The organism is Staphylococcus succinus, from assembly GCF_029024945.1.
In the GTDB taxonomy this organism is placed as follows: Bacteria; Bacillota; Bacilli; order Staphylococcales; family Staphylococcaceae; genus Staphylococcus; species Staphylococcus succinus.
Genome location: NZ_CP118976.1, coordinates 746,850 through 769,757 on the forward strand (window position 1 = coordinate 746,850; position 22,908 = coordinate 769,757).

Annotated in this window: 21 protein-coding genes; 18 read left to right on the top strand and 3 right to left on the bottom strand. The window is 32.3% G+C overall.

What is annotated here, in order from left to right; all coding sequences use genetic code 11:
• Position 1 precedes the first annotated feature (1 nt).
• The 5 genes from PYW31_RS03420 to PYW31_RS03440 all read left to right on the top strand — a co-directional run bounded on the left by PYW31_RS03420 (position 2) and on the right by PYW31_RS03440 (position 4,338).
• Positions 2-1,009 (top strand): zinc-binding alcohol dehydrogenase family protein, encoded by a 1,008-nt coding sequence (locus PYW31_RS03420; protein WP_046835643.1) that lies wholly within the window; start codon positions 2-4, stop codon positions 1,007-1,009.
• Between the two features lie 246 nt (positions 1,010-1,255).
• A complete protein-coding gene (locus PYW31_RS03425) occupies positions 1,256-2,815 on the top strand; it encodes a BCCT family transporter (protein WP_046835642.1) in 1,560 nt (519 codons plus the stop codon).
• 153 nt (positions 2,816-2,968) lie between these two features.
• Complete coding sequence (gene amaP / locus PYW31_RS03430; RefSeq protein WP_046835641.1) at positions 2,969-3,505, top strand: alkaline shock response membrane anchor protein AmaP; 537 nt, start codon at positions 2,969-2,971, stop codon at positions 3,503-3,505.
• Between the two features lie 12 nt (positions 3,506-3,517).
• A complete protein-coding gene (locus PYW31_RS03435; protein WP_046835640.1) occupies positions 3,518-3,757 on the top strand; it encodes a DUF2273 domain-containing protein in 240 nt (79 codons plus the stop codon).
• A 65-nt stretch (positions 3,758-3,822) separates the two neighbouring features.
• Positions 3,823-4,338 carry an Asp23/Gls24 family envelope stress response protein gene (locus PYW31_RS03440; protein ID WP_046835639.1) on the top strand — a complete coding sequence of 172 codons (516 nt, stop codon included), beginning with the start codon at positions 3,823-3,825 and terminating at the stop codon, positions 4,336-4,338.
• 69 nt (positions 4,339-4,407) lie between these two features.
• On the opposite strand, the gene PYW31_RS03445 is transcribed toward PYW31_RS03440, so the two are convergent.
• Positions 4,408-6,360, bottom strand: a complete 1,953-nt coding sequence (locus tag PYW31_RS03445) for an IucA/IucC family protein (protein ID WP_046835638.1) — start codon at positions 6,358-6,360, stop codon at positions 4,408-4,410.
• A gap of 104 nt (positions 6,361-6,464) precedes the next feature.
• Here PYW31_RS03445 and PYW31_RS03450 point away from each other — a divergent pair, with 104 nt between their 5' ends.
• The 7 genes from PYW31_RS03450 (at position 6,465) to PYW31_RS03480 (ending at position 15,139) form a co-directional block, all read left to right on the top strand.
• Positions 6,465-7,640 carry an MFS transporter gene (locus tag PYW31_RS03450; protein ID WP_046835637.1) on the top strand — a complete coding sequence of 392 codons (1,176 nt, stop codon included), beginning with the start codon at positions 6,465-6,467 and terminating at the stop codon, positions 7,638-7,640.
• Complete coding sequence (locus PYW31_RS03455) at positions 7,637-9,394, top strand: IucA/IucC family protein (protein WP_046835636.1); 1,758 nt, start codon at positions 7,637-7,639, stop codon at positions 9,392-9,394. The genes PYW31_RS03450 and PYW31_RS03455 overlap by 4 nt, the downstream gene beginning before the upstream one ends.
• A gap of 2 nt (positions 9,395-9,396) precedes the next feature.
• Positions 9,397-10,458, top strand: coding sequence for an alanine/ornithine racemase family PLP-dependent enzyme (locus tag PYW31_RS03460; RefSeq protein WP_046835635.1), 1,062 nt, complete (start codon positions 9,397-9,399; stop codon positions 10,456-10,458).
• Between the two features lie 90 nt (positions 10,459-10,548).
• Positions 10,549-11,559: an ABC transporter substrate-binding protein gene (locus PYW31_RS03465; RefSeq protein WP_046835634.1), complete on the top strand. Its 1,011-nt coding sequence runs from the start codon at positions 10,549-10,551 to the stop codon at positions 11,557-11,559.
• Positions 11,560-11,571: 12 nt separating this feature from the next.
• Positions 11,572-12,606 (top strand): FecCD family ABC transporter permease, encoded by a 1,035-nt coding sequence (locus PYW31_RS03470; protein ID WP_046835633.1) that lies wholly within the window; start codon positions 11,572-11,574, stop codon positions 12,604-12,606.
• A complete protein-coding gene (locus PYW31_RS03475; protein WP_046835632.1) occupies positions 12,603-13,565 on the top strand; it encodes a FecCD family ABC transporter permease in 963 nt (320 codons plus the stop codon). The genes PYW31_RS03470 and PYW31_RS03475 overlap by 4 nt, the downstream gene beginning before the upstream one ends.
• A gap of 200 nt (positions 13,566-13,765) precedes the next feature.
• Positions 13,766-15,139, top strand: a complete 1,374-nt coding sequence (locus PYW31_RS03480; RefSeq protein WP_046835631.1) for a YjiH family protein — start codon at positions 13,766-13,768, stop codon at positions 15,137-15,139.
• A gap of 121 nt (positions 15,140-15,260) precedes the next feature.
• On the opposite strand, the gene PYW31_RS03485 is transcribed toward PYW31_RS03480, so the two are convergent.
• Entirely contained in the window at positions 15,261-15,575 is a 315-nt protein-coding gene (locus tag PYW31_RS03485) for a heme oxygenase (protein ID WP_046835630.1), read from the bottom strand.
• 388 nt (positions 15,576-15,963) lie between these two features.
• On the opposite strand from PYW31_RS03485, the gene PYW31_RS03490 reads away from it, so the two are divergent.
• Together PYW31_RS03490 and PYW31_RS03495 are read left to right on the top strand one after the other, a co-directional pair.
• Positions 15,964-16,764: a carbon-nitrogen hydrolase family protein gene (locus PYW31_RS03490; RefSeq protein WP_053042458.1), complete on the top strand. Its 801-nt coding sequence runs from the start codon at positions 15,964-15,966 to the stop codon at positions 16,762-16,764.
• 1 nt (position 16,765) lies between these two features.
• Entirely contained in the window at positions 16,766-18,091 is a 1,326-nt protein-coding gene (locus tag PYW31_RS03495) for an APC family permease (protein ID WP_046835629.1), read from the top strand.
• A 169-nt stretch (positions 18,092-18,260) separates the two neighbouring features.
• Here the strand turns inward: PYW31_RS03495 and PYW31_RS03500 are convergent, their stop codons facing one another.
• The gene (locus PYW31_RS03500) at positions 18,261-18,521 is read right to left on the bottom strand and encodes a SunI/YnzG family protein (RefSeq protein ID WP_046835628.1); all 261 of its coding nucleotides are present in this window, start codon (positions 18,519-18,521) and stop codon (positions 18,261-18,263) included.
• Positions 18,522-18,697: 176 nt separating this feature from the next.
• Here PYW31_RS03500 and PYW31_RS03505 point away from each other — a divergent pair, with 176 nt between their 5' ends.
• The 4 genes from PYW31_RS03505 (at position 18,698) to sdrM (ending at position 22,739) form a co-directional block, all read left to right on the top strand.
• Entirely contained in the window at positions 18,698-19,201 is a 504-nt protein-coding gene (locus PYW31_RS03505; protein WP_046835627.1) for a metal-dependent hydrolase, read from the top strand.
• A 114-nt stretch (positions 19,202-19,315) separates the two neighbouring features.
• Positions 19,316-20,503: a UTP--glucose-1-phosphate uridylyltransferase gene (locus tag PYW31_RS03510; protein ID WP_046835626.1), complete on the top strand. Its 1,188-nt coding sequence runs from the start codon at positions 19,316-19,318 to the stop codon at positions 20,501-20,503.
• Between the two features lie 18 nt (positions 20,504-20,521).
• Positions 20,522-21,208 (top strand): PAQR family membrane homeostasis protein TrhA, encoded by a 687-nt coding sequence (gene trhA / locus PYW31_RS03515; protein ID WP_046835625.1) that lies wholly within the window; start codon positions 20,522-20,524, stop codon positions 21,206-21,208.
• A 187-nt stretch (positions 21,209-21,395) separates the two neighbouring features.
• Positions 21,396-22,739: a multidrug efflux MFS transporter SdrM gene (gene sdrM, locus PYW31_RS03520; protein WP_046835624.1), complete on the top strand. Its 1,344-nt coding sequence runs from the start codon at positions 21,396-21,398 to the stop codon at positions 22,737-22,739.
• The last annotated feature ends 169 nt before the right edge of the window (positions 22,740-22,908 follow it).

Below are 22,908 nucleotides of genomic sequence, written 5' to 3' on the forward strand. Positions count from 1 at the left end.
TATGAAAGCGATTGGTGCAGATGATGGTTTTGCTTTAGAAGATGGGAACAAATTCTATGAGTTCGATATTGATCAACCTCAACCGAAACAATATGACTTACTCATTCGTGTACAAGCAATAAGTATCAACCCAGTAGATACTAAGATAAGACAATCTCCAGTTACTCAAGCACCACGTGTATTAGGATTTGACGCAGTAGGTGTGGTTGAAGCTGTAGGTGAAGAAGTAAAGCATTTTAAAGTTGGAGATGAGGTTTATTATTCTGGTTCTCCCTCGTATCAAGGTTCAAATCAGACGTATCAGCTTGTGGATGAAAGGCTAGTCGCCAAGAAACCACAAAATATTACCGCCGTCGAAGCAGCAAGCATACCATTAACAGGTCTAACTGCTTCTGAAACACTATTTGATGTATTTCAAATTTCACATAAGCCAGATGAAAATAGAGGAAAATCTATATTAATAATCAATGGCGCGGGTGGTGTAGGCAGTATAGCGACACAAATTGCAAAACACCACGGATTACATGTGATTACGACAGCGTCTAGAGACGAAACGCATGAATGGTCAAAAAATATGGGTGCAGATATTGTACTTAATCATAAAAATGATTTAACTGATGAATTTAAAAAATATGAAATTAGTGAAGTGGATTATATCTTTTGTACATTTAATACAGATCTTTATTTTGAAAAAATGATTGAATTAGTAAAACCACGAGGAATCATTGCCACAATAGTAGCTTTTAAAGAAAAGCAAGATTTAAACTTATTGAAGCAAAAAAGCATTACTTTTACACATGAATATATGTACTCGAGACCATTGTACAACACAGAAGATATGCATACGCATCGCCAATACCTTACTGATATTACAGAAAAAATAGAAGCGGGCGTCTATCAAACGACATTAAATGAAGTGATAGAAGGTTTAACGGCTGACCATTTATTTAAAGCACATCAAAAAATAGAAAAGCAAAGTATGATTGGAAAATTAGTGATTCAATTATAAATTAAGATAACTCAAAACCCTACAATACTATCTCTATTAAGATAGTATTGTAGGGTTTTATATTTTAGTATAGAAATTCCAAATAAATATTTAAGTATTTGGTTTTATATAAGAGGGAATAATGACTTTGAACATTAGTTGTGACGTGCTAAATCAAAATAGAAGCCATCAATTATTTGAAACGAATACTTTGGAAAAGAGAGGGTATGTACTTTACATAAAGTAAAGGGAGAGTGGGATTTAGATATGCGTTTAACTAAAATGACTATGGTGTTTTGGCTTGCGTTGTTTATCTGTACCTTATTTGTTATTTATGGAGCAATTGCACCGAAACAATTGGAAGCAGGTACACAAAACATCACAAATTTTATTGCAGTTAATTTTGGCTGGTATTATCTCCTTCTAGTATTAGTTATTTTAATTGTATGTATTTACTTACTATTTTCTAGATATTCATCTATTGTTTTAGGTGAGGAGGGAGAAGATCCTGAGTTTTCATTAAAATCATGGTTTGCAATGTTATTTAGTGCTGGTATGGGTATAGGATTAGTTTTTTGGACAACTGCAGAACCTATTAGTCATGCTTTCACATTAACACCATTACATAAAGCTGGCACACAGACAGCTATAAATGAGGCGATGCAATTTTCATTCTTTCATTGGGGGATTCATGCTTGGGCTGTCTACGGTATCGTAGGTTTGGTATTTGCATACTTTAGTTTCCACAAAGGCTATCCTGGATTGGTAAGTGCTACCTTAACACCTATACTAGGTACCAAAATGATGAGGGGGCCTGTTGGTGGTGCAATTGACGTACTGGCAATCATTGCAACAGTAACTGGTGTGGCAGCTACATTAGGATTTGGAGCATTACAAATAAATGAAGGTCTAAACTTTTTATTTGATATTCCTTCAAATTTTGGCACACAAGTGATTATTATTGTTGTTGCCACGTTATTGTTTACGTGGTCAGCCTGGTCGGGTATTGATAAAGGAATTAAACATTTAAGTAATATAAATATGATTTTAGCATTTATCGTACTTATCATATTATTTTGTGTCGGTCCAACACTGAGCATATTAAATACATTTACCAATTCACTTGGTGATTATGTTGCTAACTTCTTTAAAATGAGTTTACGTATACCGCAATCGGGCGGAGAAAAGTACCAATGGTTACAACAATGGACGATATTCTATTGGGCATGGTGGATTTCATGGGCGCCATTTGTAGGCATTTTTATTGCACGTGTATCACGTGGTAGGACAATTAAGGAATTTATCTTGGGCGTCCTATTTGTCCCATCGTTAGTTTGTTTCATGTTTTTTGCAGTGTTTGGTGCTTCAGCTATCTATTTGCAACAAAATGGTATCGCTCATATTGCTAAAGAAGCAACAGAAACAGCTACTTTCGCCACACTGGAACATTTTCCGTTAGGCTTCTTGCTCAGTATTTTGACTCTAATCGTAATTATGATATTTTTTGTTACTTCTGCAGATTCAGCGACATATGTTTTAGGCATGTTAAGTTCTAATGGGAGTATACATCCATCTGGTATTGTAAAAGTAAGTTGGGGTATTATTTTAGCGTTATTTGCAGTTATTATGATATATACGGGAGGTACGCAATCGATTCAAAATTTATTAATTATTGCGGCACTACCATTTTCAATCGTAATCATTCTAATGATATGGTCGTTATTTAAATCATTGGCAATCGAAAAGCCAAGACCGAGTAATAAGCTTTTTGTCTCAGATGATAAATTGTTACAATATCGCAAATCAAATAAACAAGAAAAACATTAAAAGTAAAGAAAACAACAAAATAAAATGAATGAATTTATTTTATCAAAGAAAATTAAAAGGAAATTGAATAAAAATGTTTCCAAGATTTTTTTTGAGGGTATTAGTCTGATATGACAAGTACATAATATAGAAGCATAGGAGGTGTCATACGAGGTGAAGCGACTTAAGAATTTTATCTTAGGATTATTGATTGTAGTAATCGTTGGTTTTTTATTATTTATGTTTATCAAAGATTCACGAATAAGTAAGTATCAAGATTACTTATTACAATTTAACTGGTTTATACCAACATTAATTGCGTTATCAGCTTTACTCATCTTAATAGGCCTAATACTAGTATTTAGCTTGTTTAAACCTACGTATAGAAAACCTGGACTTTATAAAGATTTCGAGGATGGTCATATTTATGTATCAAGAAAAGCAGTTGAAAAATCTGCCTACGATACGATTGTTCAGTATGACGAGGTACGTCAACCCAATGTTATTGCAAAATTGTATAACAAGAAAAAGAAATCACACATTGCTTTAAAAGCTGACTTTTTCGTTCCTGGAGATGTCCAGGTAAAATCACTGACAGAAGAAATACGCAATGAAGTTAAACAAAATGTAGAGCATTTTACGGAGTTGCCAGTATCCAAATTAGAAATTAATGTTAGAGATCAAAAAAGCTCAGGCAAACGCGTGTTGTAAGGGAGGGTTATCATGGCTAACAATAATAACCAAAATGGACAAGATTCTACGCAACAACTTATTGATTTTTTCAAGACGTTTAAATGGAGAATCATTGGCTTTTTAGCATTTTTAATTATAGCAATACTATTCTTAACACTTGGTTTCTGGAGCACAATTTTAATCATTGTATTATGTTTGATTGGAATTGGAATTGGGTATACTAAAGACCGTACACAAGACTTTTTAAACTTCTTAAATCGATGGAGTTAAGAAGTTTAAAATAAAAAAATGATGATTTAGGCAAATAAATTTGATAACAAAAAGGAGAATTTATTATGGCAGTAGATAATAACAAAGCAAAACAAGCATATAACAACCAAACTGGAGTTAAAGAACAAGAAGTTCAAGAGCAACAACAACAGCAACAACAAAATCAAGAACCTGAATTCTCAAACAAATTAACTTTTTCTGACGAAGTAATAGAAAAAATCGCGGGCATCGCTGCGCGTGAAGTAAATGGTATTTTAGAAATGAAAGGTGGATTTGTAGATAATATCTCAAGTTCATTTGGTAGCAGCAATAACGTAACTCAAGGTGTTAGCGTAGAAGTTGGCGAAAAACAAGCTGCTGTTGACTTAAAAGTAGTATTAGAATATGGTGAATCAGCACCTAAAATCTTCCGCAAAGTTACTGACTTAGTTAAAGAACAAGTGAAATATATCACTGGTTTAGAAGTAGTTGAAGTTAACATGCGTGTTGAAGATGTAATGACTAAAAAAGAATGGTCACAAAAAAATCAAAAGAATGAAAAAAATGAAGGATCAAGTAGCGAACAAAAAGGCTTACAATAAGCAATCTGTTCATAACTTAAAAAACTACCGATAAAGCATAATGCTTTATCGGTAGTTTTTTGTTGTTTATTATTGTTTTCGGTACAAAGGATTAGTAACTTGTATATAAGTATAGTAATCCGCTTCATCTTCAAGGCGCATTGTTGTCACACATTTATAATCAATCTTAGGTGCAAATAGAATCGAGCGTATTTGAGATATCCTTTGAGGATTCTCCATAGTCTGAGCGATTTCGATTAATTTCTGGTTTAAATTATCACTAATTAGAGACCAAATTGTTTGTTCTAAATCTAATACAGTACTAGATTTAGCAATATTTACAATAAGTTCTCCTAAATGATTTTGTATACTGGAGTAAAAGACTTTATTAAATACAGTTTGTGCTTGATCGGTTAATATTAATGATTTTTCATGAAATTCATTTGTGCTATAGCCCATTTCGTTTAAATAAGCTTCTTCGATACGTAACCCTTCAAAATCACGAATATATAATTTGTTTAGTGAACCATCTTTGTTAAATGCAGCTATTGTATTTTGTAAATGTGCTTCTAATGCTATACCGTATTTTACATATAATGGTAAAGCAATATCTATCATTGCTTGGCTATAACGTTCAAACCAGGCTATACATGCTTTTTCGTAACTATCAAAATGATGCGTTGCTTCATATGTACGAATTAAAGTTGTTAAAGGTGTTTCCTGGTTATTAGGATAATTTGCTACTAAGCTTGATGGAATCACAGGTGTAGCATTCTGTTGTACTAACTCATAGATATTTGTTCTAAATAACGTTCCTAACTGTTCACTTCTAGTTGTCTGTATCTCATCTGAGTCATTGGAATTGTAGAAATGTATACCCGCGACCTCATCAATTGTATCGGCATTGATTTGTTGAAATAAAAGATCTTGATATTTTATATCGTTAAGTATATTTGTCACCAGTGGTCCATTTATTGTTGTTTGTTCTGATAAGGTTCTAATTTCGCCAGTGATGTGCACATTAGTTGATAATTTAATATGCGGTGATGTTACTGGTTTCTTTGGCATTAACGTTCTGAAAGAAAGTCCTGCATAATAATCAAGTTGATAATCAATCGGAATAATTTGATTTGATTGTAATTCATTATCATAGTCTTTTCCTAATATTTCATTATACTGCCAAGGATGGACGACCATTACATAATATTGCTGCATCTCCTTAACTCCTACTGTATTAACAACTGCATCATATAGCCCTTCAAATAATGTATAAATCAACTCATTATAATCTGGTGATAAAGATTTTACTTTGGCAATATCTTTTTGGATTAATATAAATTTCATCCCAATCGCATGACCAAATTCAGATGAATAATCTATGGCTGTTTTTGGTGTCATTCCTTTGCGTAGTTTGGCACCTGGGTGGAGAGGGTGACCTTCTACAACAGCCTGCTCAGACCGTAAATAGCTATCAGTATCATTGGCAATTAATTGCCATAGTGGCGCATATTCATTGGCTAAAGCATACGCTTGAAAACTAAGCGCAATTGCCATATTAGCAACACTGTTATTGATATCAGATGAAAACTGTGCACTTGCTTCATTGTTAAGCTCAGGTGCTTCAGTTAAAATACACGATAAAATTTCATCCGGATGATATATTCTTTCAATTTCATTCTTGTCTTCAAAATAAAATGGTCCTTCTACATCAATTCTGTCAAAAGCATGTTCGCCTGTAATTGGGGCGAATAAAGTTTTTTGAGATTTTGGGAATTGAATTTTGAGTAATTTTTTTTGTTCTGTTTCAAATGGGAAGTGCAATGATTGTGTTGTTATAATCTCGCTATGCGCACGGCTATAGACTAAGTTCTCCCTATGTAATGAGGTGATGAGACGTTGTGAAACTTTATCTCTACTCACTAATAACATCGTATTAAAATAGTCTGCCCATTCATTATCGATAGAAGATAAATGTTCAAAAGCATGTTTTTCATCAATAGTGAGATTTCTAATTAAGTTGTGGTTGTTTCTTTTCGAATTCATAAAAGCACCTCTAAAAAATTATTTTACAAAAACATAATATATTTGTATAATCTATAATAACGATAATGATAATTATTATCAATTAAAAAGACGGGTGGATTTTCATGGCTAAGTATTTTTTTTCTAGTTCCTTTCTTTTATTTTTAGGGAATTGGATAGGACAAATTGCATTGAATTGGTATGTGTTTAATTTATATCATAATGCAATTTATTTAGGATTGATTAATTTTTTCCGTCTTGTCCCCATTTTACTTATTAGTGTATGGGCTGGCGCATTGGCAGATCGATGCGATAGAGGAAAATTATTAAAAATCACAATCACATCATCATTTATATTAACAACTATACTTTGTATTTTAACATTTCAAAGTAAACAATTGCCTATAATTATATTTTTGTTATACGCATTAGGGAGAGGCATTATGAGTGCAATCGAAACACCTGTGCGTCAGGCGGTATTGCCTGATTTAACACAAAGACTTACGACAACACAGACGGTATCTTATCACTCATTTATCATAAATATTTGTCGGTCAATAGGTCCGGCTGTCGCAGGATTTATTATGGCAGCTTATAGTGCACAAATGGCTTTTGCATTACAGGCATTATGTTATTTGATTTCAATACTATTTTGTTTACCGTTAAAATTTAAAGTAAATAAACAACCTAAAGCTGAAACGGAAATGAACATAAAGATTGTTGTCGATTATTTTAAAGAAAATAATGTAGGTGCAAGAATATTTATAACATCACTTTTGATTATGGCAACAGGCTTTTCATATACAACTTTATTACCAGTATTGACAGATAAAACATTCCCAGACCAAGTACAAATATTTGGTACTGCTATGACGTGTTGTGCTATAGGTGGTATTATCGCAACAATTATATTACCAAATATACTAGATAAAATTTCAATGGTAAAAATGTACTATATGAGTTCTGCACTTTTCGGAATCTCATTATTAGGGACGATTAGTAGCAATACATTCTTACTCTTTTTATCTATATTTTTCATCGGTTTATTCAGTCAATGGGCGCGTACAACAAATAGAATTTACTTTCAGCACCGTGTAGAATCTGAACATAGGGGGAAAGTATTAAGTGTTGTCATGATGGATAGAGGTATGATTCCATTAGGTGCGATGTTGATGAGTTTTTCAGCAGAACTATTGGGTATAATAGAAACGTTTATCGCTATGGGCGTAAGTACAATAGTTATTGCATTATTATTTGGTTTATTAAGTAGACAAAGGAAAGATGGAGGCAATGTGATATGATGCGTCAAACATGGCAGTTAGCCGATAAAAATGTACAGTATCGTATTTTTAATGCGATTATAAAAGAACACATATACCCTGAGAAAACGTTATTTAATGAATATAAAAATTCAGTGGAAATACAGTATGAAGGGCAACTTTTAAAAGTTGAAACAACGAGAAAAAGTGCAATGGCAAGATACGTATTTAACGGCGCAATTCAATATATGAAGGGTGACGTTATAACGGAGATTAACTCAGTAGAACAATTACTTGATATTCTGCATAATCAATTTAATATTCCAGTTAGTGAGAGGTTAAAAGAAGAATTACTTTCTAGTAGAGATGGATTTGTATTAACTTATGAACATTTCAGTAATAGACAGGCTTTAATTGATGCGACATTAAAGTTTTCTAGAATGCCAGAGACAATTAATTTCTTTTCCTGGTTACAACATATGACAGATTCAGGCCAAATGGATGACTTGAGTTATTCAGAAAGTTTAGTTGTAGAAGGTCATCCTACGCATCCTTTATCTAAGACAAAATTACCTCTGACAAATGATGAAGTGAAAAAATATGCGCCAGAATTTGAAAAAATCATTCCATTAAAAGTTATGCTTATTCATGAAAATAATTGTGTAACAACTTCAATGGAGGATGATGCGCAATATATCCTTGATTATATTATTCCTGAATATCGTTATAAATTAAAAGCATTTTTAGATCCATATGGTTTGGAGCTCAATAATTATAGAATACTACTTGTGCACCCATGGCAATATAATAATGTCATTGTTAAGCAATTTGCCGATTGGATTGAGGATAGTCGTTTATTACCAACGCCTTTTGAGATTGAATCAAAGGCAACATTATCATTTAGAACGATGGAACTTGTTCATAAGCCATTTCATATTAAATTACCTATAAATGTACAAGCTACGAGTGCGGTGAGAACTGTTTCACCAGTGACCACAGTAGATGGTCCTAAACTAAGCTATGAATTACAAGATATGTTAGATATATATCCGCAATTACAAGTTTCCATGGAACCATACGGAATACACGTTCAAGCAGATCCAGATATTGCAAGACATCTGGGGTGTATTATAAGATATCAACCTGTGATAGCTGATAACGGACTTACGCTTGTGACAGCAAGTCTGGTGAATAAGAATCCAGTCGATAATAAAGCAATTGTAGATAGTTATTTAGATTGGGTAGGTGAAGGTCCAACATTAGATTCGATAAAACAATTTATGATAAGTTACGCAAGAACTTTAATCGAACCTTTAATTGCATATATACAGGATTATGGTATTGCTTTAGAAGCACATATGCAAAATACTATCGTAAACCTCGGCTCTAATTATCAAATGAAGTTCATTATTAGGGATTTAGGTGGTTCTAGAATTGATTTAGAAACATTGAAAAGTAAATTGCCTAATATTGATATTACGAATACAAGCTTAATTGCAGAAAATATTGAAGCGGTTATCGCTAAATTTCAACATGCAGTAATACAAAATCAAATTGCTGAACTTATTCATCATTTTTCACAGTATGATCAAGTTAATGAAGCAGTACTTTTTGATATCGTACGCGACATTATAAATAAAGCAATTGATCCATCAAAGGCCCATGCTCAAATTTTATCAAAAGTATTGTTTGGTAAATACATCACGGTAAAAGCACTTTTACGTATGCGCATGGAAAGCAAAGTGAAACAATATGTCACAATTGATATAAGTAACCCGATATATAAAGAGGTGTAAATATGGCAAAAGTAAAAATTAATCTATCTAAAATTCAATATAACGCTAGGGTGTTATATGCATTATTCAATCAACACAACATTCAATTTACACCAGTGATTAAATGCGTCGGAGGAGACAAACAAATCGTAGATACTTTGAAAAATATTGGTATCACCCATTTTGCTGATGCAAGAATTGATAATATTACTAAGAGTTTAGATAAAGATTTAACATATACAATGATAAGAACACCTAATCAAAACGAACTTGAAGATGTTGTACGTTACACTAAAATGAGTATGCAAACTGAAATGTCGACTATTCGCCAACTCAATGACATTGCTGAGCAACAACGAGTAAAACATCAAATTTTACTCATGGTAGATTGGAAAGACGCTAGAGAAGGAATTTTAACTTATGACGTAGTAGATTATATTAAAGAAATTTTAAATATGCACCACATTAGTATTGCTGGACTATCATTTAACTTTATGTGTTTTCAATCAATTGTGCCTACGGATTTAGACGTAGATATGGTGAATCAATTTGTTAGTTCTGTGGAGTTAGAAACAGGTATCCGTTTTAGAGTTATTTCTGGTGGTAATTCTAGCATGTTACCTCAAATGTTATACAGTGATTTAGGAAAAATTAATGAATTAAGAATTGGAGAAACTTTGTTTAGAGGGGTAGAAACGACTACAGGTCAGCCAATTGCCTCATTATTCCAAGATGCAATCATTTTAGAAACTGAAATTGTTGAAATTAAACCTAGAGTTAATATCACTACGGGACAACATTATTTGCAAGCAATCATTGATATAGGCAATTTAGATACAGATGTTTCAGAAATCAAGCCCTTGCATCATCAGATTAAAGTGTTAGGAGCCACAAGTGATCACGTTATGTTAGACTTATTAAATCACGACCATTATCAAGTTGGTGATAAAATACAATTTAGCTTAGGTTATAAAGCGTTAGCACAAAGTATGTATATGCCTAATTTAGCTAAATCCTATGTTTATGATGAAGCGGTACAAAAAGTGAAGTACGATTTTAATACACCAAAATTAAAGAAACACTAAATAGAATTTTGAAGAAAAATAGTGTTGACATTGATAATTATTATCAATAGAATTAAGTATGTAATCATACATACTTAAGGAGTGAAGACGATGAAGCATAGCTATAAAATTATGGGTATCTTGTTGTTAACGTTGACAGTCGTTTTGCTAACAGCTTGTGGTAGTGTTAGTAACAATGATGCTGACCAATCAAAAAAGAATAAATCAGGAAAAGACGACATAACGATTAAGCATGATACAGGAACAACTAAGATTGCTAAAAATCCTAAACGTGTAGTAGCATTAGAATTTTCATTTGTTGATGCACTTGCAGCACTCGGTGTAAAACCAGTCGGAGTTGCTGATGATGGCGATAAGAATAGAATTTTAGAACCTATTCGCAAAGACATTGGGAACTATAAATCAGTAGGTGCGCGTAAGCAACCTAACTTAGAAGAAATTAGTAATCAAAAACCAGATTTAATTATTGCAGATACAAATAGACATAAAGGTATACAAAAAGACTTGGAAAAAATTGCACCAACAATCATGTTACCAAGTTTTGATAGTGATTATAAAGATAATATAGAAGCCTTTAAAACTATTGCTAAAGCAGTAGGAAAAGAAGATAAAGGTAAAGAAAGATTAAAAGAGCATAATAAATTAATGGATAAATATAGTAAGGAAATTACAATGGATAAATCTGAAGCTGTTTTACCAGCTGTAATTTCTAAATCTGGATTATTAGCACATCCAGATAACACATATGTTGGAGAACTTTTAAAAGAACTAGGGTTCAAAAACGCATTAAATAAAACAAAAACAGATCATCTATCTAAATATCTAAAAGGCCCTTACCTTCAATTAAATTCTGAAGTACTTTCAGACATTAATCCGGGACGCATGTTTATCATGGCTGATGAAGGGAAAAATGATCCAAACCTAAAAAATCAAGAAAAAGATCCAGTTTGGAATGATTTGGATGCAGTTAAGAATGATCGAGTTTCTGTAGTGGATAGAAATACATGGGCACGTGCACGTGGTATCATTTCTTCTGAAGAAATTGCTAAGGAACTTGTTGAAATTTCTAAACAAAAGCAAAATGATAAACAACAAAAGTAAGGTGAATGGTAGATGACTAAATCAAAACGCATTAGTCAAACCAATACAAATGATAATAAAATGCAAACACGCACAGCACTCACATTTTTTGTGAGTGTATGTGCGCTTTTTGTCATTATATATTTCAATTTAAGTGTTGGTTCATCGCATATTGCGATACAAGATTTTAAAGATTATTTTTGGAGCCATACAGATACGAAACAAACTTTTTTAATACATAATGTGCGTATGCCGAGAATGGTAGCGGGGCTACTTATAGGTGCTGCACTAGGCTTGGCAGGTTTACTTATGCAGGCAATGACTAGAAACCCCTTAGCATCACCACAAATTTTTGGTGTAAATTCAGGGGCTTCTTTTGTGATTGTATTTATTACAATGGTTGTGCCTGCTCTGACAGCTTATTCAACGATATTAGCATTTATTGGAGCATTTATAGGTGGGTTAACTGTATACATGTTATCTGGTTCTACGAGAGGTATGACACCAGTTAAATTAGCGCTTGCCGGTATGGCAATCCATTTATTCTTCTCTAGCTTGACACAAGGAATTATATTACTTAATGAAGATGCAACATCGACAGTAATGTTCTGGCTTGTAGGTTCACTATCTACAATAAAATGGGCACAAATTATGGGGATATTGCCTTGGCTAGTCATGGCGTTTATTGGCACAATTATTATATCTAGACAATTAACGATCATGGAGTTGGGGGAAGACCTCGCTAAAGCATTAGGACAAAATGTAAAAGTAATTAGAATTACAACGGGCTTACTCGTTATCGTTTTGGCAGGGGCTTCAGTCTCTATTGCTGGCCCGATAGGTTTTGTAGGATTGATTGTACCTCATATCGTCAAACATTATATACGTACAGATTATAAGTTAATGGTCCCATTAACAATGATTATAGGTGCAGACTTATTACTATTGTCGGATGTATTGAGTCGTTTAATTGCATTTCCGTTTGAATCGCCAGTAGGTATTGTCACGTCCTTTATAGGTGCACTTTACTTCCTAGCTATTACGGTTAAAGGAGTGGATCGACAATGAGTAGACGACTAATGTTTCGATATAGTATTGTTATTATTTTGCTTATTCTTTCATCTATTGCAACATTATCGGTAGGTGCAGTATTTATAAACCCAATTGAAGCAATTAAAAGCGTATTTTCGCAAGATAATTTTATATTAAATGAGTATCGTTTACCTAGAATGTGGTTAGCATTGATTGTAGGTAGTAGCTTGGCTATCTCTGGAGCGTTAATACAAGGTGTTGTAAGAAATGCACTCGCATCACCTGATGTAATTGGTATAACAAAAGGTGCAAGTTTATCAGCGGTTACAATTATTATGTTATTTCCGTCAGCGCCATTATTTGTTTTGCCATTCGGATCTTTTGCAGGTGCACTATGTATCAGTTTAATTTTAACGTTACTTATATCAAAATTTAATGTAAAAGGTTCAAAATTAGCTTTAATCGGTTTAGCTATTGGTGCAATTTGTACAGCAATTGTACAATACTTATTAATAAGAAATCCCTTAGACGCCAATACGGCATTGGTGTGGCTTACAGGGAGTCTGTATGGTCATAATATGTCTAATGTATGGGTGATATTACCATGGTTTGTTATCGCATTACCTCTTATATTCTATTATTGTCATCAGTTAGATATTTTAACACTTGGTGATGAGGTTGCTACTGCATTAGGCTCTAAAGTAAAAAAAGTGAAAATGATATTATTGTTTTTAGCAGTTGTCTTAGCTGGAGCTTCAATTTCAGTAGTTGGGGGATTGAGCTTTTTAGGATTAATTGCACCACACATTGCTAGACGTATCGTTGGTCATAAACATATACACATTACGATAATGTCTGGTTTAATTGGTGCCTTATTACTGACAATTAGTGATTGTTTAGCAAAAGGAATCCATCCACCTATTGATATCCCGGTAGGCGTTGTTGTAGCTATCGTAGGTGTACCATACTTTTTATTCCTATTAAGAAAAATATAGAGAAAAATATATAAAACATTGAAATGGTAAGCGCTTTCATATAAAGTGGAATTGACTCTAATTAAGTTAGAGTCAATTTTTTTAGTATTACTAAAACTGACACAAAATATATATTTACATATTTATACATAATAGGTTATAATTATTGCTGTTGTTTTTTTAGTTTATATAAAAATATAGACACCTGAGGGGTGAATGAAATGAATCAATATAGCAAATCGCAAATCAAGCGAGGGAGACTTAAATTCATTATCATGTCGTTAATTGGTATTATTTTATTTTTGATACCTATTTCTGTGACACAAGATGGTGAAAAACAAACCACTTTACCTGTAGCATTTTTAGCGGGAGTGTTAAAGGACTTACTCGGTAATGCCATGCCGATTATCATTGTTGCTATTGTAACAATATCTGGTATCTTATCGATTCTATGCACGACAGTATTAAAAAATAAATTAAATCCAGATGGACTTTTATATAATGCATTTAACGTCAAAATTGTTTGGTTAATTTTGAGAATATTAGCAGTAGTATTTGTGTGGATGACGTATTTAAAAATAGGTACAAAAGTGATTTATTCAGAAGATACAGGTGGTCTAGTCTTTGATGGCCTACTACCAACCTTGGTGACCGTATTCTTCTTTGCAGCACTCTTTTTACCTTTATTAATGGAATATGGTTTATTGGAGCTATTAGGGCCAGTGTTTAGACCAATTATGCGACCATTGTTTACATTGCCAGGTCGTTCAACTGTAGATAATTTAGCGTCATTTATTGGTGATGGCACAGTGGGTGTCTTAATCACAAGCCGTCAATATGCAGAGGGCTTTTACTCACGACGAGAGGCGACTGTTATTGCCACAACTTTTAGTGTTGTATCTATAACATTTGCGATTGTCGTAGCTGAAACAGTACACATGCAGAAACACTTCTTTTACTTCTATTCGGCAGTTATTATTTCATGTTTAGTTTGTGCCTTTATTTTGCCTAGGATATGGCCATTGAGATCGATTAAGGATGAATATTCAAAAGAAGTATCGGAAGAGACACGTACCGAAAAATTACCTGAAAATAAAACCGCACTTGGACATGGTTTTGATATGGCAACGGAAACTGGTATAAAAGCGCCAGGAGTTAAAGCCTTTTTCGCATCAGGCTTTAAAACAGTTATTGATATGTGGTTTGTGATTTTACCAGTTGTTATGAGTATTGGTACAATTGCTACCATAGTTGCTAATTACACGCCATTATTTGCGATTATAGGAAAACCATTTGTACCATACTTAGAGTTACTACAAATACCTGAAGCTGCACAGGCATCTGAAACAGTATTGATAGGGTTTGCTGATATGTTCTTACCTTCTATTTTAATTGAAGGTGTAGGTAATAATATTACATTATTTGTAGTTGGTGCCTTAAGTATTAGTCAATTAATATATTTATCAGAAGTCGGTGGGGTTATATTAGGTTCGAAAATTCCAGTAAGCATGTTTAAGTTATTTGTAATTTTCTTGATCAGAACGATTATTTCATTACCAATCATTGCTTTGATGGCTCATTTATATTTTAATTAATGCGTCTGTATTATGATTAACTATGTAATAAAAGATGAAATAAAAGCACACGAGATGCCGATTAAATCGGTAAATCACGTGTGCTTTTTTATCTATTTTAAACAATAAGGCTACAGCATGACTAATTCAGTGTTGATAAAACATTTGCTTTAACCACTTTATTTCCAATTACAGGCGATTCACCTTCTTCGGATTTTGATTTTCCGCTATGTGCTTCTTTAAAGGCATCACTTTTTAACCAGGCGTTGAAATCTTCTTGAGTTTCCCACCACGTATTGACGTACATTTGATCGTGATCAGAATCTTCATCTACTTGCCAAACTTCAATTTTTTTGAATCCTTTTAATTCTTGAATCTTTCCACCTTGTGTAAAGTGAGGAGCCATTTTTTCGGCAAACCCTTTTTTGAGTTCTATTCTATTTGTAACAACGTACATAAAGTGCACCTACTTTCATTAATGATACGATTATTATAGCATTATTTTCTATAGATAAAGACTCATAACATTGTCGCGTAACATCTTAAAGATAGCAGAGTTACATGTAATGTTAATAAATATTGTTAATGCTTATGTAATATTTGGAATAGTTGATTTGAATAAGTAGAGGTAGAGTGGTATTAACTAAATATAAAACAACATCTGGTACCCTTGGAGTTACAAAACTGGTTCTTTCTAAACTATCCAGAATTATAGTAAAATTCAGATAATTAAATTAAGCATCGTCTGATTGTGCGCTCGTACGCGATAAAGAAGCATGTTTAGTTTTATGGAATGTGCTAGCACTTTTGCTTAATTTACTTTTTAAACAAAGGGGAAATGTTATATGAGGATTTCAATAGCACAAATGGAGCCAGTATTAGGTGATTTGAAAGCAAATATAGAATATATTTGTAATACGTTAGCTGAAGAAAGTACAAGAAGTTCACAATTGGTATTATTTCCTGAACTTTCTATTTCAGGCTATGTACAATCACATGAATTATTGGATAAGGTGGCAATTACAGAATATTCAAGGACGTTAGCGCAGATAAAAAAAACATGTAGTGATTATAAAATTGAAACTATGATTTCTTTTCCAGAAGTGGATGAACACCAATTTTATATTACGGCAATGTATATTGATGAAAATGGAGAAGTATTAGGAAAATATAGAAAAACACATTTGTTTGCCAATGAACAGGAATTATTTACAAGGGGTAAAGATTTTCCAATTTTAAAGACTCAGTTTGGCTATATCGGAATGATGATATGCTATGACCTAGAGTTTCCAGAAGTCGCGAGATTATTAAAGTTAAAAGGTGCTGAAATAATTTTAATTTCGACAGCAAATATGACACCTTATGAAAAACATCAAAATGTTTATATTGCAAGTAGAGCATTAGAAAATGAACTTCCAATAGCAGTTGCCAATCAATATGGCATGAATGACCCGCATCAGTTTTTTGGTCATAGTGCAGTCGTTGATCACAACGGTAATTTTCAATTATATATTGAAAAAGGCGTTTCAACGAAATATGTAGATATAAGTATGCAAATTGAAAGAGATCCACAACTTGAATATACAAAACAGATTCTTCCTACGATATACCATCAATTGAGTCATGCGATGGGGGAGGATGAGTAGTATGGAACAAGGTGAATTAAAGCAATCACTCTCTTTATATCAAGTTATTATGTTTGGTTTAGCATATATGGCACCAATGATAGTATTTGGTACGTATGGTACTTTGTACGAAACGACAAATGGTTTTGTACCTTATGCTTATTTATTTGCTACGATAGCAATGTTATTTACAGCATATAGTTATGGACAAATGGCTAAAGCATTTCCATCTGCAGGATCAGCGTATACATTTGTAAGTAAAAGTTTACATCCATCATTAGGATTTATGGTTGGTTGGACAATCCTCTTAGACTATCTGTTTTTACCCTTAGTCATTTGGCTTATAGGAGCAGAATATCTAACGACTGCATTTCCGATGATTCCTAGTTGGGCGTGGATTATTATTTTTATAGTAGTTACAACCTTAGTTAATATTATAGGAATAAATACAACTACATCGATGAATTTACTTATAATGATTTTCCAGTTATTAGTAATTATCATATTTATTATTTTATGTATATGGAGTGTTATGCATGGTATGGGGGAAGGTCATCTAGTTAGTAAACATATCTTGTCGCTAAAAGGTAATCATATATCACCTATTCTAGCTGGTGCTGCAATAGCATGTTATTCATTTTTGGGATTTGACGCGGTAACTACACTTGCAGAAGAAACGAATAACCCTAGAAAAACGATACCAAAAGCGATAATGTTAATTACGATTATTGGCGGATGCTTATTTGTCTTAGTTGCATATGTATTATCGATAACGATTCCTAATTTTAATGCTATACACAATACTGAATCCGCTGCATTTGAAATTGCTAAAATTGTAGGAGGTAATTTTTTATCTGCTTTATTTTTAAGTGGTTTAGTATTAGCCCAATTAGCATCAGGTTTATCTGCTCAAACGAGTGGTGCGCGTTTACTTTATGCGATGGGAAGAGATGGCGTTTTAAATAAACAAATATTTGGTTTTATAGAAAGAAGAAGTCAAACGCCTATATTTAATTTATTATTTATCGGGGTTGTGGGTATTGTAGGAGTGTTTATGAGTATAAGTACATCTACATCATTTATTAATTTCGGAGCATTTATATCTTTCGCATTTGTAAATATCTCTGTTATTGCCTATTATTTTATAAAACTAGAGAAAAGAAAAGGATTGAAGTGGATACCATATTTACTCGTACCAGTTATTGGTGTGATATTAGATGTAAGTCTATTTCTCAGTTTAGATAAACATGCGTTGATATTAGGTGGAGTTTGGACATGCCTCGGATTCTTATACTTAATGTATTTGACAAAGTGTTTTTCAAAATTACCACCGAGTCTTGCAATATAATCGTGATGATAGGAACCAGAATAAAAATAGCTTAATTATAGAAAACCATGAGTAATTTAAAAACTTATTCATGGTTTTATTAAAGAGAAAAAACAGACGGCATTCTTTTGAATAAGAAGTGTCGTCTGTTCGTTTTATATTATATATTTTAAAAGATTGTGAATAGTTATTATTTCGTTACTTCATTGTATACTTTTTGATCGTTCTGAGTATAAATAATGTATTCATGGTCATTAGTGTCAATAATAACACGATTTGTTTTACCAAAAGTAGAACCAATACGTGAAACTTTATCTCTATCTACTTTAGGAACTTCATGGATATTTTGATCTTGTGAAATATTTTTAATATCACTTGTTGGTATCTTGATATCTGCAACTCTCCATTGAATTCTCACTTCATTATTATCTTTTTTAACTGTCATTGCCATATCTGAACACATCCTTTAAGTAATTTATAGCTACATCATACAATATATTGAAATCGTTTTCAACCATTGTGTGATACTTTTTTTGAATAGGTTATACTCATGTAATTTTCTACGAAAGTATGTTCGCATTTGGTGTATAGATATGGTAAAATAAAATCCGATAAGGAGAAGTGAAAATGACAGGTAAAACCCACGCATCATGCGGTTTATTAGTAGGCGCATTAACTATAGAATACTTTCAAACAGATTTATTTACATCAATTACAGTTATAACGCTGGCAGTTATTTCAAGTTTATTACCTGATATTTGTCACGCACAAAGTAAGATAGGAAGAAGATTTAAAATAATAAGTTTTATAGTTAGAAAACTATTTGGGCATAGGACATTTACCCATTCGATATTATTTATGGCCATCATTGCAGGATTACTATATTTTATACAATCTCCGATATATTATTTAGTAACTATTATATTTGGTTTGCTTTCACATGTTATACTAGATATGTTAACTCCTAGGGGCGTTAAATTATTTTATCCTATCCCGATAAGTGTAAGGTTCCCTTTGGTATTTAAAACTGGCGGTCTCGTTGATGGGGCATTAGCGAGCGCATTAACTTTTGGTGCATTATATGTGCTTTTTCAACCATTTTTTATTGAACTAATTTCTAAATGGCTATGATAATAGTTGTACATAGATATATAATAATATAAAGTACATAAAGTGAAATTATATGTTAGGGACAAAAATAAGATTTTATTTTTATATAATCTTGGAATATTAAGGAGAGAAAATATGCTAGACAAGAAAGGGTTAGAAAAGTTTAATCAAGAACATTTAATTGAATTTGAAAAATTAATGAGTAATAACGAGAAAGAACAACTAGCTACCAAAGTCGACTCATTAAACTTATCTAATATTCAAGATTTATACGAAGATTTGTACGTGAATAAAAAAGTTATTGATGATGTTTCTTCGGTAAGTGAAGTAAAATATGATATTAAAGAGAATTTCTCTGATGAAGAGATTGAACAATACGAAAAAGTAGGCTATGAAGCGATTAAAAAAGGCAAATTTGCTGTGTTGTTAATGGCTGGTGGTCAAGGTACACGTTTAGGTTTTAAAGGACCAAAAGGATCATTTGAAATTGAAGGTGTAAGTCTATTTGAAATTCAAGCGAGACAATTATTGGCATTGAAAGAACGAACGGGTGTTTTTGTAGATTGGTATATCATGACGAGTAAAGTTAATGATAGAGAGACACAACTATATTTTGAAGACCAAAATTACTTTGGCTATGATTCAGACCATGTTCACTTTTTTAAACAGGAAAATATTGTTGCACTATCTGAAGAAGGTAAATTAGTATTAGATGTCGATGGCAATATATTAGAAACACCTAACGGTAACGGTGGCGTATTTAAATCACTTAAAAAATCTGGTTATTTAGATGAAATGACTGGAAATGGTGTGGAGTATATTTTCCTAAATAATATTGACAATGTATTGGTTAAAGTACTAGATCCATTATTTGCAGGTTATACTTTCCAAAAGAGTATGGATATTACTACGAAGTCTATTAAACCTAAAGATGGTGAAAGTGTTGGACGATTAGTTAATGCTCAACAAAAAGATACTGTATATGAATATTCTGAGTTAGACGCAGAAGTGGCTAATGAATTTAATAATGCTAATATCGGCATACATTCATTTAAACTTTTATTCATAAATAATGTTGTAGATAATGAATTACCATATCATTTGGCTGTGAAAAATTTAAAACAGTTAGATGAAGACTTTGGTGTAATAGAGCAACCGACACTTAAATTTGAATTGTTCTATTTTGATATATTCCGATATGCTAATAGCTTTATCACACTACAAGTACCAAGAGAAGAGGAATTTTCTCCATTAAAGAACAAAGAAGGTAACGATAGCGTTGAAACAGCTACTGCTGATTTGAAACGCATGAACATGATTTAATAGAGGGTGGTTACACTTATGGCTAATTCAGTAGAAGCTGGTAATAATAAACAAGCTGTAAAAACATTTAAAAATATTATGCCTTTAACATTTGGTGAAGAAATAGGGAATTCTGTTTCTCATGGTGTAGCTGCGTTTCTAGCATTGATCGCATTACCATATGCAGCGATTCAAAGTTACTTAACAAATGGGGTATTAGGTTCGTTCAGTGTTTCAGTATACGTGATTAGTATATTCTTGATGTTTATTTCATCAACGGTGTATCATGCTATGGCTAACGATTCATCGCATAAGTTTATTCTTAGAATTATTGATCATAGTATGATATACATCGCAATTGCTGGAACATATACACCGATATGCCTCATTTTAGTTGGTGGTTGGTTAGGTTGGACGGCAATGGCTGTACTTTGGGGTATAACGATTTGGGGTATCCTTTATAAATCTTTAGCAAATCATGTAAGTCACAAATTAAGTTTAGCAATGTATCTTATTATGGGATGGATAGGGGTGCTATTTTTACCAACAATCATTCATGAAACCTCGGTAACATTTATGTTGTTTATATTGTTTGGTGGTATTGCCTATACTGTCGGTGCATGGTTTTATGCTCAAAAAGATCGACCGTATTTTCATATGATATGGCATTTCTTCATAGTAGCTGCATCAGTATTTCATTTTATAGCTATTATGTATTTTATGTAACTGTAAGACTAAATGATTTCAAATATAAATGATTATAGGTATCTACATGTTCTGTGTAGGTACTTTTTTTAATAAATATTTATAGGTCAATAGACTTATTTTGGTGAAATTGTATTGAATTTATATGAATTTAAGGAATAATAAGTGTTATTTAATTAGTGGAAATAAGGAAAGTTGGAGGTTAATTATGAATATTAAATCGTTTAGCATTGTAGTAGCTCTGATTTTAATCATGTTTATGTCTGCAATAGAAACATCTATTGTTTCATTAGCAGTACCAACGATAAAAGCTGATTTAAATGTCGGTACATCAATTTCATTGGTTTTTGCTGTATATTTTATTGCTATCGTTATTGCTAATCCTATAGTAGGCGAGCTTTTAGATCGAACAAAAATTATATACATAACACTTGTAGGTTTAATGCTATTTAGTATCGGAAGTTTACTCTCGGGATTAAGTAGTACGTTTGTAATACTGATAATTTCTCGTTTTATTCAAGGTTTAGGTGCAGGGGTTATGATGGCGCTTAGCCAAATTGTACCTAAATTAGCTTTTGCAATCCCATTACGTTATAAAATTATGGGCATTGTTGGAAGTGTGTGGGGAATATCGAGCATTATTGGTCCGGTTTTAGGTGGCGGTATTTTAGAATTAGCTTCTTGGCATTGGTTATTCTTTGTAAACATACCTATTGCAATTTTAGCGATGATATTAGTCGTCAGTACATTTCATTTTGAACAAGAGGTTACAAATGTAAAAAACAAATTAGATATTAAAGGATTAACGTTATTCTATATCTTTGTATTCTTTTTGATGTTTGCAGTCATGAATAAATCTGCAATATATTTAAATTTAATAGCTATTATGATAGCCTGTGTAGTCGCTTATATTTTGTATAAAAATGAAAAAGGTATTAAAATGCCGTTTGTACCAGTAGAAGAGTTTAATAAAACTATAATATTAATATTTATAACTGATTTTGCTTATGCGATGATTCTTATGGGCTATAATTTGTATATGCCAGTCTACTTACAAGAAGATTTAGGGCTTTCTCCTTTGCAAAGTGGTTTTGTCATTTTCCCAATTTCTTTAGCATGGTTGGCCTTGAATTTTTCATTAGATAAAATACAAGCTAAAATGAGTCGAAAAGGATTATATATATTCGCTTTTACGCTTTTAATGGCTTGTGGCATCTTAGTTTTTGTAGGAACAAGCTCTCCAGTATTTATTGGTTTTAGTTTATTGCTTGCAGGTATGAGCTTTGGTACGGTGTATACAAAAGATAGTGTTATTACTCAAGAGGAAACAGCACCAGAAAATATGAAGCGGATGATGTCTCTTTATACATTAACAAAAAGTTTAGGAAATTCTATAGGTGCCACTATTATGGGTTACACATATGCATTATCTTTTACATTTATTAAATTCCATATACACAATGTTATCTTACTTACCCTCATTATCTTAATCGTATTAATAACCATGTGGATTTGCTGTTATAGACAACAGACGCATACGCTAAAAGTATAGCAGCGCTTTATACAAACATAGCTTAATATAGTAAGGCATTTTATTATTAAGAAAATGTTAATTTTAGAGTTGTTTATTTGTATTTGGTAGTGAGTTGTTATAATGGTAATATATAAATGCTATTATAACTTGGAATTATCATTTAAATATGAAGTGAACAATTACGAAG

What these genes read in the sequence shown, in the direction of transcription:
- PYW31_RS03420 (WP_046835643.1), top strand. Translation starts at nt 2, where the DNA reads ATGAAAGCGATTGGTGCAGATGATGGTTTTGCTTTAGAAGATGGGAAC.
- PYW31_RS03425 (WP_046835642.1), top strand. Translation starts at nt 1,256, where the DNA reads ATGCGTTTAACTAAAATGACTATGGTGTTTTGGCTTGCGTTGTTTATC.
- PYW31_RS03435 (WP_046835640.1), top strand. Translation starts at nt 3,518, where the DNA reads ATGGCTAACAATAATAACCAAAATGGACAAGATTCTACGCAACAACTT.
- PYW31_RS03440 (WP_046835639.1), top strand. Translation starts at nt 3,823, where the DNA reads ATGGCAGTAGATAATAACAAAGCAAAACAAGCATATAACAACCAAACT.
- PYW31_RS03445 (WP_046835638.1), bottom strand. Translation starts at nt 6,360, where the DNA reads ATGAATTCGAAAAGAAACAACCACAACTTAATTAGAAATCTCACTATT.
- PYW31_RS03450 (WP_046835637.1), top strand. Translation starts at nt 6,465, where the DNA reads ATGGCTAAGTATTTTTTTTCTAGTTCCTTTCTTTTATTTTTAGGGAAT.
- PYW31_RS03455 (WP_046835636.1), top strand. Translation starts at nt 7,637, where the DNA reads ATGATGCGTCAAACATGGCAGTTAGCCGATAAAAATGTACAGTATCGT.
- PYW31_RS03460 (WP_046835635.1), top strand. Translation starts at nt 9,397, where the DNA reads ATGGCAAAAGTAAAAATTAATCTATCTAAAATTCAATATAACGCTAGG.
- PYW31_RS03465 (WP_046835634.1), top strand. Translation starts at nt 10,549, where the DNA reads ATGAAGCATAGCTATAAAATTATGGGTATCTTGTTGTTAACGTTGACA.
- PYW31_RS03470 (WP_046835633.1), top strand. Translation starts at nt 11,572, where the DNA reads ATGACTAAATCAAAACGCATTAGTCAAACCAATACAAATGATAATAAA.
- PYW31_RS03475 (WP_046835632.1), top strand. Translation starts at nt 12,603, where the DNA reads ATGAGTAGACGACTAATGTTTCGATATAGTATTGTTATTATTTTGCTT.
- PYW31_RS03480 (WP_046835631.1), top strand. Translation starts at nt 13,766, where the DNA reads ATGAATCAATATAGCAAATCGCAAATCAAGCGAGGGAGACTTAAATTC.
- PYW31_RS03485 (WP_046835630.1), bottom strand. Translation starts at nt 15,575, where the DNA reads ATGTACGTTGTTACAAATAGAATAGAACTCAAAAAAGGGTTTGCCGAA.
- PYW31_RS03490 (WP_053042458.1), top strand. Translation starts at nt 15,964, where the DNA reads ATGAGGATTTCAATAGCACAAATGGAGCCAGTATTAGGTGATTTGAAA.
- PYW31_RS03495 (WP_046835629.1), top strand. Translation starts at nt 16,766, where the DNA reads ATGGAACAAGGTGAATTAAAGCAATCACTCTCTTTATATCAAGTTATT.
- PYW31_RS03500 (WP_046835628.1), bottom strand. Translation starts at nt 18,521, where the DNA reads ATGGCAATGACAGTTAAAAAAGATAATAATGAAGTGAGAATTCAATGG.
- PYW31_RS03505 (WP_046835627.1), top strand. Translation starts at nt 18,698, where the DNA reads ATGACAGGTAAAACCCACGCATCATGCGGTTTATTAGTAGGCGCATTA.
- PYW31_RS03510 (WP_046835626.1), top strand. Translation starts at nt 19,316, where the DNA reads ATGCTAGACAAGAAAGGGTTAGAAAAGTTTAATCAAGAACATTTAATT.
- trhA (WP_046835625.1), top strand. Translation starts at nt 20,522, where the DNA reads ATGGCTAATTCAGTAGAAGCTGGTAATAATAAACAAGCTGTAAAAACA.
- sdrM (WP_046835624.1), top strand. Translation starts at nt 21,396, where the DNA reads ATGAATATTAAATCGTTTAGCATTGTAGTAGCTCTGATTTTAATCATG.